This window comes from Marinomonas sp. SBI8L, from assembly GCF_001624705.1.
In the GTDB taxonomy this organism is placed as follows: domain Bacteria; phylum Pseudomonadota; class Gammaproteobacteria; order Pseudomonadales; family Marinomonadaceae; genus Marinomonas.
This window is the reverse complement of the sequence record NZ_JSEO01000005.1, coordinates 124,100-136,340: the sequence shown is the minus strand read 5'-3', so window position 1 is coordinate 136,340 and position 12,241 is coordinate 124,100. Positions and strand designations below refer to the sequence as shown.

Genomic DNA, 12,241 nt, shown 5'->3' with positions numbered 1-12,241 from the left:
TGTTATAAATTATGTCTGCCATGATCACTTTGGAGGGCTTGAGCATTGGTTATCAAGCTCAAAGCCCATTAGCGACTGATATCAATGTAGAAGTACAGTACTCAGATGTGCTGGCCTTGGTGGGCTTAAATGGTTCGGGTAAATCTACCCTGCTTAAAACCATTATGGGTTTAGTAAAACCCCTAAGTGGTAGTGTGAAATTAGATGTAGTGCGTTCCCATGATATTGCTTATTTACCGCAACAGGCGCGAATTGAAAAAGGCTTTCCGATTGATCTAAAAGAATTTGTAAGCACTGGCCTTTGGACTCAGACAGGCTGGTGGCGCTCAATGCGAAACTATGACAAAGAAGTGCATGAGGCCATAGAAAGAGTGGGCTTGAGCGATATGACCAAGGTGCATCTGAGTGAGCTGTCAGGCGGTCAGATGCAAAGGGCTTTGTTTGCTCGCATGTTGCTGCAACCCAGTAAATTGTTATTGCTTGATGAGCCTTTTAATGGCGTGGATGAAGCCACCATTTCTGTTTTGCTAGAACAACTTAAATATTGCCAAGAACAAGGGGCAACCATAGTGGCTGCCATTCATGATCTTGAATTGGTGAAACAGCATTTTGATCAGTGTTTGTTATTCCATCCGAGTGGTCTATTGCAGGGTAATAGTAAGTCCCTGTTAGACGCATCGAATGACAATGCGATAGAGCAAGCACCATTAGAAGTGACGACAGATTCGAGGTTGGACCTTTTAGATCATGCTTGACCTGTTTCCATTCAACCTGAATACATTGTTAGTTGCACCTTTTACAGATTATCAATTTATGGCTAGAGCCTTATTAGGATGTGTGACCTTATCTATTGGGTCCGCGCCTATTGGTGTGTTTTTGATGTTACGTCGCTTGAGTTTGACCGGTGATGCCATGGCGCACGCCATATTGCCAGGCGCCGCAATAGCTTATTTGTTGTGTGGTTTGTCTGTGATCGCCATGACACTGGGTGGTCTTATGGCAGGACTTTTGGTGGCCATGTTATCCAGTGCCACAGCCCTTAAAACTAATTCAAGTGAAGACAGTACGTTAGCCGCCTTCTATTTAGGCTCTCTGGCATTAGGTGTGATTTTGATCTCGGCTAAGGGCAGTAACATCGACCTTTTGCATGTGTTATTTGGTACCGCATTGGCCCTTGATAATGTGGCTTTGATTCTATTACAGCTGACTTGTGTGGTGAGCCTTGTGGTATTGGCGATTATTTATCGACCCTTGGTGCTTGGCTCGTTAGATCCAGATTATTTAGCCAGTTTTGGTAAAAGCGGTAATTGGGCTCACCTAGCCTTCATGTTTTTAGTGGTTGCCAATTTAGTTGCTGGTTTCCACGCACTTGGCACCTTAATGGCGGTGGGATTAATGATATTGCCTGCTTGTATTGCTCGTTTTTGGGCCCGTCGTTTAGAGCCGATTATTTTACTTTCGATTGGAATGAGTGCGCTCTCATGCTGGGCGGGCTTATTGCTTTCTTTCCATTTTGGTTTGCCGACTAGCCCAAGCATAGTGCTTGTTTTGGTGATCTGTTATCTCTTTTCAATTTTATTTAGCCCGTTAAATGGCTTGTTTTGCTCTGTGTTAGCAAGGCCGGCCCAACCCTCTATTAATAAGGATCTGTGCTCATGAAATCCAGATATCTGGTAAATGTTTTCGCGTCTGCTCTCTTGTCTATCCCGACATTAGGTTTGGCCGCTGAACTTAAAGTTGTGACCAGCTTTAGTGTCTTAAATGACCTAGTGCAAGAAGTCGGTGGTGAGCATATTAGTCTCACTAACTTGGTTGAAGCTAATGGTGATGCCCATGTTTATCAACCTTCGCCAATGGATGCTCAAGCTGTGGCTGAAGCGGATTTATTGGTTGTAAATGGCCTAGGATTTGAAGGCTGGATGGAACGACTAGAGCAATCAGCTGGTTTTAAAGGTGTCAAAATTGCTGCGACTGACGGAGTAAACCTGATTCACCTTGGTGAAGAAGATGAGCACCACGAAGAAGCAGGCCATCACGACGAAGACGAGCATCATGACGAAGACGAGCATCATGATGAAGAAGGTCATCACGATGAAGACGAGCACCATGATGAAAAAGGTCATCATGACGAAGATGGTCACCATGATGAAGAAGAACATCATGACGATGAAGAAGCGCACCACGCAGATGAGCACCATCATCACCATGGGGAATTCGATCCACATGCTTGGCACAGTGTGACTAACGTACTTGTGTATGTTGAGAATATTCGCGCAGCACTCGTTAAGCTGGCACCTGAACATGCGGCTGAATTCAACCAAAATGCTAAGGACTATGTGAAGGCGCTTAAAGCCCTTGAGAAAGACCTAGCTCAAAAAATGAGCCAAGTGCCTGAGAATAAGCGCAATGTGATTACCTCACACGATGCTTTTGGTTATCTGGCCCGTGAGTATGGTTTTAACTTTACTGCCCCTCAAGGTATGAGCACAGAAGCAGAAGCTTCAGCAGCTGACGTGGTGAAAATCATCAAGCAAATCCGCAAAGATGATATTCAAGCGGTATTTGTTGAGAAAGTTTCTAACTCTCGCCTAATTGAGCAGATTGCCCGTGAAACGGGTGCCAAGATTGGTGGTGAGCTTTATGCCGATGCTTTGTCTAGCCCTAACCAAGCTGCAGGAACTTATATTAAAATGATGGAACATAATATAAGTACCCTAGTTAAAGCGCTTAGCAATTAATGCTGAGCCATAACAAGGGAAAGAAATAATTCAGCGTAAAACAAAAGGGTAGGCGTATGTCATCAGTAATTAAGTTAGTTTTTTTACCTCTGGTATTTGGCTTAATGTCCTTATATGCACACGCCCACCCTCACGCTTGGATAGATGTTCAAACCTATGTTGATGGCGAAGATAAAAAGGTCTACGGCATCAATATGGTTTGGCGCTTTGATCCCATGACATCGGTTTATCTTTTAGAAGGTAAAAACTTAGAAAAGCAGGAACAGGTCACCAGCCTTGAGCAGGTCGCCAAAGGACTGATTGATAATTTAAAGCGTGACTCTTTTTTTACCCAAGTGAGTTGGAATAAAGAAGTTTTAGCTAATTTAGATGCCAGTTTAGAGCGAGTCACCCTAGATGGCATAGATGTCGTGTTTAGTTTTTATCTGGGTTTTGACGAACCTTTGTTGCTAGATCAAGGCGAATTGGGGATTCAGGTGTTTGATCCAAGTTATTTCATTGAGATGTCTTGGCCTAGCGCTAATGACCTACAGCTTAGTGATGCTCTAAGCAGTGTGTGTAAAAGGCAGGTAGTGGAATCTGAGCCAAGTATGGAGCAAATCAGTCAAGCTTGGGCTATGCCGATAGATGCTAGCCCTGACCTAACGCTAGGGGCGGTTTTTGCACAAGAAAGTCAGATTGCGTGTCAATAACGTCATCATGATTATCAATCCTGTAACGAAAAGGATGAGTGAAATGTTTACCCATTGGGTAGGTAAAGGACAGCCTAAAAGGGTGATGGTATGACCCGCTTTTATCCTTATGTTTTAGCCTGTTTAGGACTGCTTTTAGCCAGTGGCTTTTATCTCTATGTATGGCCTTTAATGCCCTATGTATTTATTGAGTTACAAGCTTGGCAAAGAGACCTAACACGCAGTATTAGCCAGCTACTTAGCTTGGCCCATGAACACCCATTAAAAGCTGTGTTTTATGTGTCTGCAGCCAGTATCAGTTATGGCTTTTTACATGCCATAGGGCCTGGGCATGGCAAGGTGATTATGGTGAGTTATTTAAGTACTCACCCGACGAAAGTGAAAACCAGTTTAATACTCTCTATCAGTGCTGCCTTGTTGCAGGCGTTGGTGGCGATCGTTTTAGTAAGTGCATTGCTATTTGTCTTAGAGACAAGTATGCGAGAGGTAAATAGCAAGGCGAGTTATCTGATAGATGCGAGTTTTGTGGCCATGATTTTATTGGGTTTGCATCTGGCTTGGAAAAGTATTCGAGACTTTCTCAAGCAAAAAGCGAACGCTAAAGCCCATAACCATGAACACAGTCATGAACATGATCACAGCCATGAACATGATCACAGCCATGACCATAGTCATGACGAGCATAGTCACAGCCATAGCCAGGATCACGATCATAGCCATGAGCATGACCATGCCTGTGGTTGCGGCCATAAACATCATGCAAGCCCTGATGATATTGATCAGGCAAAAAACCTTAAAGACTATCTTGGTATTGTCTTGAGCATAGGTATTCGCCCTTGTAGTGGCGCCTTACTCGTGCTGATTTTTGCTAAATCATTAGGGATTTATTGGTTAGGGATGATAGGGGCTATTGCTATGGGCATGGGGACTGGCGCGGCCATCTCTTTCTTAGCATTTGTGTCTATTAAGGGCGGTGCTTTGTTGCGTCGCTTTTTAAAGCCTGCAAGCAAAGGTTCTCATTGGCGAGAGCTCATTTTAAAGCTTGGGGCAGCGAGTTTTATTTGTGTTATGGGAGTCATCATGATGCAGGGGACAAGTCTCTTATTCTCCCCAGTGTTGTAAGGCTTGGTTAGTTTTATAGGTTTAATCTCGCTTTGATGGAGGTTAAGCCCGTTTAAAAGTTTTAGCAGGACCTGCTAATGAGAGCGTTCCCTTTTTATTGGGGTGGCCTTCAAGAAAAAGTTCAAAAGCCTGAGCTCTTTTGAATCCCTCTCTTGAAAGGTTTCCAATATTCTTTGCTCTAGGGTTGGCCCACAGCAATTAAGGCTTCTATGAGGCGTTTAAGTTGTGGGCTGACTTTCTTTTTTCCTTGATCAAGCTTTTATATTTTCTAAAGATGCTATCCAAGCATCAAAGCCAGAGCACATTTCTCTTAGTTTATTAACGCCTATAGCTTCGGCAATATTTGGGCCATCAATGACTTTGCTATAATCAGTATCTTTTTCTAGGCGTTTAGATGGGGCTGTTTGAGGTGAATTGTTAATTGCTTCAGGATTATAATTAAATTCTTTTAGAATGTTATTTGCCCAATGTTCAAGTGTCTCATCTATGAGCTCAATTGATAATGTTTGGGGGCAGGAAAATAAAATTCCTTCAAACTCATACATCTGCACGTAGGGTATGACTTTATGTGCAATATCAGGATTGATGGAGGCTTTAATTCTGTTCTCTAGAGATTGTTTTGTTTCCTGAACTTCTTTCCTTTTAAAGCCATAAAAATCATATAATGACGTTACATAATCATAGTTGTGCGCGAGTTTATTTATCTCATTAGCAATACGATCAATGCTTACGTTTCCTTTTAGAGATATCGGTGTAGCGTAAATATTGTGCGACATTAAATAAGGCATTAATACTTGAGACACGAATTTTTCTTCTGTTGTTCCTTCAACAGAAATTGCAAGCCTTACCATTCAGGACGTCCCCCGATTAGATTTTTATTCCAAATATCTCCCATATCATACTCTTCTAGCCATGCTTCTAAGTCTTTTGGATTGAGCCGTTTATAACTTGAGACCCCTTTTTTTTGATCAACAACAATGAAGTTTTCAGGAGCAAATTGATTTGCAAAAGTAACAGATTGAGTTGAACAAATGACCTGACAGCTTTTTGAGGTATGTTTAACAATATCTGCAAGTACTTCTAGAGAAGCTGGGTGTAAGCCTAGTTCTGGTTCATCTAAAACAATTGTTTTAGGGCGGAAAAATTCAGGTTGAAGAAAAAGAGTAACCATACAAATAAAGCGAGCTGTTCCGTCAGATAGCTGATTTGCTGAAAATGGGTCCTCGTGTTCTTTATGGATCCATTTTAAAATGATTTTCTTATTTCCCTCTGGTCCTAATGGCTCGAGGTAAAAATCATGGAAAAAAGGGGCAACAGTTTGAATCGCTTTTATTATCTTTCGATAACTTTTTATACAATCACTGTCTGAGGAATTTTTAAGATAATAAAGAAATGCTGCAATGTTACCCGCATCTGAGTATAAGTAATCTATAGCATTTAAATCTGAAGCTCGTTTAAATGCGGCTGTTGGGCCTGTGTCGTGGAAGTGATAAACTCTACATTGATTCAAATATGCTCTGGTATATTTACTCACATATTCACTGTCAACATTGCTCCCTGGTAATAGACCGCTTTCACCTTTTGAGCCCTTTATAGAAAAAGTTTTTTTAGATCCTTCGTAAGTACAATGTTCCTGAGAAAAAGTAAGAGAGTCGAAGTAAGGGGCATACTCTAAATCAGCATTATAAGAGTTAGCTCCAATTTTAATATCTAAGTGAATTCTATTTGTATGCTTCGGCCCAAAATGGAAAAAGTTGCTAGCGAAGCCATTTTGTTCAACGTAGTTTTGTAATTTACCTTCTGAAAGGTGTCTTAAGAATGTGAAAAGTGATATGAGATTAGATTTACCTGCACCGTTTGCGCCAATTAAAATGGACAAAGGGCCAAACTCTAGCTCTTGACTTAGTATAGATTTGAACCCTTTTATCTTTATTTTGGCAAGGTGCGATATGTTAAGGGTATTCATGAAATCACCTTGTTATGAATTGTCATTATTGTCTTTGCCAGATTAATATATTTGTACCTATTTATAACATTACAGTCCACTTCTTTAAATGTAATCTATAGCTTTAACATAACTCCTATATGAATATCTAAGAATCATGTAGGAGTTAAAATGCAAATTAAGGTTTGTTCTGAGTTAGTAAGTACTCGATCAGTAGCTTTAGTACTGAGCTGACTTTCTTTTTCTTCTCTTCATCCAGTTGGTAAATCCCTTCTTTGAAAAGCGCATCATCTAGGTAGGTTGCTTGAGATAGTTCCAATTGAATTGCGTGAATACCTTGTTCTGGCTGACCAAAGGAGCGAGTAATATAGCCTCCTTTAAAGCGACCATTAGCGACATGGCTATAGTCTGTTTCAGCAATGATCTCATCTAGCTGAGTCAAAAGCCTTACATCGCAAGCGGCACCATCATTATTACCAAAGTTAAAGTCAGGCAAGGTGCCTTCAAATAGCATGGGCACTTGTGCCGCAATACTGTGTGCATCAAACAAAATAGCATAACCAAACTTGGCTTTTATGCGTTCAAGCTCTTTAGCAATTTTACCGTGATAGGCTTGCCAAATATCCTCTTTGATTTGCGCCTTTAAACTATCTGTGTGGTTTTTACCTTGTAAAAAGACGGGTTCATCAGCAAATAAAATATCAGGAAAAAGGCCTGTTGTTTTAGTGCTGTATAAAGGTTTGTCATCCACTGGACGGTTTAGGTCCACCACATAGCGTGAGTAGTTTGCACTGATCACAGTGACATCTAATTCGGCCAGAAAGTCGTAAAGCTCAGGGATATACCAGTCAGTATCAGGTAAAGGTTTAGCCGCTTCGCTTAAGGTCTCTTGCATATGATCTAACAAGGCAAGTCCAGAGTGAGGCATGCTCACCAAGATAGGGCTTTCGCCTTGATGAAAGTTAAAGGGGTTAGCAATCTTAGACATTAGCAAGGGCTCCAGATTTAATGCGAGATTTCATCAGGTTACCACCTAACCAATAACTTAGCTCACCAGGGCTCTCCACATCCCAGCAAACAAAGTCAGCCAGTTTGCCCACAGCAAGTTCGCCATGACTTTCTGCTAAACCAAGTGCCTTAGCCGCATGTATGGTTGTGCCGGCGAGGGCTTCTTCTGGTGTGAGACCAAACAGGGTGCAGGCCATATTCATCATAAGGCGCAAAGACAGGGCTGGTGAAGTGCCTGGGTTTGCATCTGTGGCGATTGCCATAGGGACTTTGTAACGGCGTAATAAATCAATTGGCGGCTTTTGTGTTTCTTTGAGGGTGAAATAAGCGCCGGGTAAAATGACAGCGACTGTGCCTGATTCTGCCATGGCGGCCACATCATCTTCAGTAATAAACTCTAGATGATCCGCAGATAATGCCTGATAACGCGCTGCCAATGTGGTGCCACCTAGGGAAGAGAGTTGCTCCGCATGGAGTTTTACGGGTAAGCCTAACGCTTGAGCAACTTTGAAGTATTTCTCAACCTGAGCTGGATTAAAGCCTATGCCTTCACAAAATGCATCAACCGCATCGGCTATGCCTAATTCTGCGATTTTAGGCAGGACTTCTGAACATAAGTGCTCTATGTAATCATCACTGCGGCCTTTGTATTCCGGTGGTAACGCATGGGCTGCGAGACAGGTGGTTTTGATATCAACGGGGAAGGCTTCTGCAAGTTCTTTAGCGACTTCCAACATCTTCACTTCATGTTCTAGGGAAAGACCATAACCTGACTTAATTTCTAGGCTAGTGACTCCATCTTTTAACAGGGAAATAAGACGGCGTTTGCCACTTTCAAACAATTCTTGGTGGCTTTCTTCTCGGGTAGATTTTACCGAAGAGGCGATACCACCACCTTGGGCTGCGATGTCTTGGTAGCTGACACCGTTGAGTCTTTGCTCGAATTCATTGGCGCGATTACCACCAAAGACGAGATGAGTATGGCAATCTATTAAGCCGGGTGTGACCCAACCACCACCGAGATCATGGCTCTCATCACTGCTGTAATCTGTGAGGTCGGCATGCTTTCCTATCCAAGCTATGTGTTCACCGACGACGCCAATCGCAGCGTCTTCTATGTTGTGATACTGGCCTTGATGCATGGTGGTAAGGTGAAAACCATGCCAAAGAGAATCGAATTTGAATGCCTGAGTCATGACAACCCCTTGTTGTTATTGTTAGGCCTAATGTTGAGGCCTGTTATAAAAAGATAGGCCAGTACTTTAAAAGTCTGGCCTATTTTTTTGCTAGCTGGGCTGGGTATTACTTCGCCCTAATGACACTGTTTATGCATAGCCTAGGCATTTGCAGGTGTCGGGCCACAGCTTGGTAGTAGACCTGCTGGCATCAAGCTATTGTGTACCGCTTCTGCTAGTAGGTCATTGGCTTTTTCAATGTCAGCCGCAAAGTATCTGTCTTTATCATAAAAAGGCACACGGGCTCTTAATTCTGCTTTCGCCTGCTCAAGTAATTCAGTGGACTTAAGTGGTGCACGGAAGTCTAGGCCTTGTGCTGCAGACAGAATTTCAACGGCCAAGATACCACGGGTATTTTCTGACATATCTTTTAGGCGACGTGCCGCAAAGGTTGCCATAGAAACATGGTCTTCTTGGTTAGCGGATGTTGGTAAACTATCTACAGAGCCTGGATGAGCAAAGGTTTTGTTTTCACTGGCAAGCGCTGCTGCGGTGACTTGAGCAATCATAAAGCCAGAGTTAACACCGCCATTATCAACAAGGAAAGGGGGTAGCTTGCTCAAGCTGCTGTCGATCAGAAGTGCCATACGACGTTCTGACAAACTGCCGATTTCAGAAATTGCTAGGGCTAGGTTATCCGCTGCAAATGCCACAGGTTCTGCGTGGAAGTTACCACCAGAAATGATGTCCCCTTCAGCTGCAAAGACTAATGGGTTATCGGATACCGAGTTAGCTTCAACCAAAAGTGTGTTTGCTGAATTACGGATCTGGTCTAGGCAGGCTCCCATCACTTGTGGCTGGCAACGAAGTGAATAAGGGTCTTGTACTTTCTCGCAACCAACATGAGATTCGCCCAAATCACTGCGATCAGTCAGTAGATGACGATAAGCCGCAGCGGCATCAATTTGTGTTTGGTGGCCACGCACTTGATGGATTCTATCGTCGAATGGACGACGGCTACCTAGGGCTGCTTCAACAGACAGGGAACCACACACAATGGCAGACGCGTATAGGTCTTCTGCATGGAACAAACCTTCTAATGCAAAGGCTGTTGATGCTTGAGTACCATTAAGCAATGCTAGACCTTCTTTTGGTGCCAAGGTAATTGGCTCTAGACCTGCAATGGCAAGGGCAGCTTGGCCTGACAAGACTTCACCTTTATAGCGAGCTTGGCCTTCACCTAATAATACAGCGCTCATATGAGCCAAAGGCGCTAAGTCACCCGATGCGCCCACAGAACCTTTTTGTGGAATGCATGGGTAAACTTCTTTGTTGATCAGGGTGATAAGGGCTTCAATCACAGATAAACGAATACCAGAGAAACCACGCGCTAGGCTATTCACCTTAAGCGCCATGATCATTTTGACCGTCGCATCGTCCATTAGCTCGCCAATGCCAGCGGCATGGGATAGGACAATACTGCGTTGTAGTTCTTCTAAGTCTTCGGCGGCAATACGGGTATTGGCCAATAGACCAAACCCAGTATTGATACCATAAACAGTGCGGTCTTCAGCGATTACATCATTCACAACCTGAGTGCTGGCGTGAATGTCTGCAACAGCGCTTTGGTCAAGGGTAATCTTGACGTGGCGACGGCTGATCTGGCGTAGGTCTGCCAGGGTGATCTTTCCTGGAATTAGGGTAAATTCAAACATGAATTTGCTTCTCCGCAAGGTTTATTATTTTGTTTTATTTGTTTGTGTTGCTTCAACCATAGGTAGGTTCAAGCCTTGTTCTTTGGCGCAGTTGATGGCGATATCGTAGCCTGCATCTGCGTGGCGCATAACACCTGTACCCGGATCATTGGTGAGTACACGAGCAATACGTTCTGCTGCATCATCACTACCGTCAGCCACGATTACCATGCCTGAGTGTTGTGAGAAGCCCATGCCTACGCCACCACCATGGTGTAAAGAAACCCAAGTTGCACCAGATGCTGTGTTTAATAGAGCATTCAATAGTGGCCAATCAGATACGGCATCTGAACCATCCTGCATGGCTTCAGTTTCACGGTTAGGGCTGGCAACTGAGCCAGAATCTAGGTGATCACGACCGATAACAACCGGTGCTGATAATTCACCAGAGCGTACCATTTCATTAAAGGCTAGCCCGAGTTTTGCTCTTTGACCAAGACCTACCCAACAAATACGTGCTGGTAAGCCTTGGAACTGAATACGCTCGCGGGCCATGTCTAACCAGTTATGAAGATGAGCATCATCAGCAATTAATTCTTTTACCTTAGCATCTGTCTTATAGATGTCTTCTGGGTTACCAGACAGTGCTGCCCAACGGAAAGGACCAACACCACGACAGAAAAGAGGGCGAATATAAGCAGGAACAAAACCAGGGAAATCAAAGGCATTATCTACCCCTTCTTCCAAAGCCATTTGGCGGATGTTGTTACCATAGTCAAAAGTAGGAATGCCCATTTCTTGGAAAGCAAGCATGGCTTTAACGTGTTCAGCCATAGAGACTTTCGCCGCTTTTACGGTTGCTTCTGGTGCGCTAACCGCTTGTTCACGGTAAGTTTCCCAGCTCATGTTTTGTGGCAGGTAACCGTTTAGTGGGTCATGGGCTGAGGTTTGGTCTGTCACCATGTCAGGGCGAACACCACGACGAACAAGTTCAGGCAGTACATCAGCCGCATTGGCACATAAACCAATAGAGCGAGCTTCGCCTAAGTCTGTGTATTTTTTGATGCGAGCAAGTGCGTCGTCTAGATCTGTTGCTTGCTCATCTAGGTAACGAGTGTTTAGACGGAAGTCGATACGGCTTTGTTGGCATTCGATATTAAGAGAGCAAGCGCCTGCTAGGGTTGCGGCCAATGGCTGAGCGCCACCCATGCCACCAAGACCTGCGGTCAGAACCCAACGGCCTGCAAGTTCGCCATTGTAGTGTTGACGACCCGCTTCAACAAACGTCTCGTAAGTCCCTTGGACTATGCCTTGGCTACCAATATAGATCCAAGAGCCAGCTGTCATTTGGCCATACATAGCCAAACCTTTGGCATCTAGCTCGTTGAAATGCTCCCAGTTTGCCCAGTGTGGTACTAGGTTTGAGTTTGCAATCAGCACTCTAGGGGCATTTTTGTGTGTTTGGAAAACACCAACAGGCTTACCTGACTGTACAAGTAAGGTTTGATCTTCTTCTAGATCGGTGAGTGACTCAACAATCTTGTCATAGCACTCCCAGTTGCGAGCTGCACGGCCAATGCCGCCGTAAACAACCAGTTCTTCTGGGTTTTCAGCAACCTCAGGATCTAGGTTGTTCATTAACATGCGCATAGGCGCTTCAGTTAGCCAAGATTTAGCGGTTAGTTCTGTTCCTGTTGCTGCTTTAACAGTGCCAGCACGAAAGCGATTTTGTTCAGTCATTTTTATCTCACCTACATACATGTCTATACAAGTTGTTATAAACAATAAGAGCAAAGCCTAGAGAGCGCAATACCCTCTCTTAAAAAAAAGCGAAAAAAAAGCAAGACTGAATAATCTTGCTTGTCTT

The 12,241-nt window shown here is 43.7% G+C and carries 11 protein-coding genes; 5 read left to right on the top strand and 6 right to left on the bottom strand.

Translation table 11 applies throughout. The features are described from left to right. Nucleotides 1–11 precede the first annotated feature (11 nt). The 5 genes from OA91_RS09000 (at nucleotide 12) to OA91_RS08980 (ending at nucleotide 4,552) form a co-directional block, all read left to right on the top strand. Nucleotides 12–755: a metal ABC transporter ATP-binding protein gene (locus tag OA91_RS09000; RefSeq protein ID WP_063337965.1), complete on the top strand. Its 744-nt coding sequence runs from the start codon at nucleotides 12–14 to the stop codon at nucleotides 753–755. Further along, entirely contained in the window at nucleotides 748–1,659 is a 912-nt protein-coding gene (locus OA91_RS08995; protein WP_046015819.1) for a metal ABC transporter permease, read from the top strand. Before OA91_RS09000 ends, OA91_RS08995 begins: the two co-directional genes overlap by 8 nt. Then, nucleotides 1,656–2,738 (top strand): metal ABC transporter solute-binding protein, Zn/Mn family, encoded by a 1,083-nt coding sequence (locus tag OA91_RS08990; RefSeq protein ID WP_063337964.1) that lies wholly within the window; start codon nucleotides 1,656–1,658, stop codon nucleotides 2,736–2,738. Before OA91_RS08995 ends, OA91_RS08990 begins: the two co-directional genes overlap by 4 nt. A 56-nt stretch (nucleotides 2,739–2,794) precedes the next feature. Further along, complete coding sequence (locus OA91_RS08985; protein ID WP_063337963.1) at nucleotides 2,795–3,430, top strand: DUF1007 family protein; 636 nt, start codon at nucleotides 2,795–2,797, stop codon at nucleotides 3,428–3,430. Between the two features lie 90 nt (nucleotides 3,431–3,520). Then, on the top strand, nucleotides 3,521–4,552 hold the full coding sequence (locus OA91_RS08980; RefSeq protein ID WP_063337962.1) for a nickel/cobalt transporter: 1,032 nt from the start codon (nucleotides 3,521–3,523) through the stop codon (nucleotides 4,550–4,552). A gap of 251 nt (nucleotides 4,553–4,803) precedes the next feature. Here the strand turns inward: OA91_RS08980 and OA91_RS08975 are convergent, their stop codons facing one another. The 6 genes from OA91_RS08975 to hutU form a co-directional block, all read right to left on the bottom strand. Beyond that, nucleotides 4,804–5,403: a DUF4276 family protein gene (locus tag OA91_RS08975; RefSeq protein WP_063337961.1), complete on the bottom strand. Its 600-nt coding sequence runs from the start codon at nucleotides 5,401–5,403 to the stop codon at nucleotides 4,804–4,806. Continuing rightward, a complete protein-coding gene (locus tag OA91_RS08970; RefSeq protein ID WP_063337960.1) occupies nucleotides 5,397–6,518 on the bottom strand; it encodes an AAA family ATPase in 1,122 nt (373 codons plus the stop codon). The genes OA91_RS08975 and OA91_RS08970 overlap by 7 nt, the downstream gene beginning before the upstream one ends. Before the next feature lie 157 nt (nucleotides 6,519–6,675). Continuing rightward, entirely contained in the window at nucleotides 6,676–7,485 is an 810-nt protein-coding gene (gene hutG / locus OA91_RS08965) for an N-formylglutamate deformylase (protein WP_063337959.1), read from the bottom strand. Continuing rightward, nucleotides 7,478–8,701, bottom strand: a complete 1,224-nt coding sequence (hutI, locus tag OA91_RS08960; protein WP_063337958.1) for an imidazolonepropionase — start codon at nucleotides 8,699–8,701, stop codon at nucleotides 7,478–7,480. The genes hutG and hutI overlap by 8 nt, the downstream gene beginning before the upstream one ends. A 140-nt stretch (nucleotides 8,702–8,841) precedes the next feature. Continuing rightward, on the bottom strand, nucleotides 8,842–10,395 hold the full coding sequence (gene hutH, locus OA91_RS08955) for a histidine ammonia-lyase (protein WP_046015825.1): 1,554 nt from the start codon (nucleotides 10,393–10,395) through the stop codon (nucleotides 8,842–8,844). 24 nt (nucleotides 10,396–10,419) lie between these two features. After that, nucleotides 10,420–12,114: a urocanate hydratase gene (hutU, locus tag OA91_RS08950; RefSeq protein ID WP_063337957.1), complete on the bottom strand. Its 1,695-nt coding sequence runs from the start codon at nucleotides 12,112–12,114 to the stop codon at nucleotides 10,420–10,422. Nucleotides 12,115–12,241 lie beyond the last annotated feature (127 nt).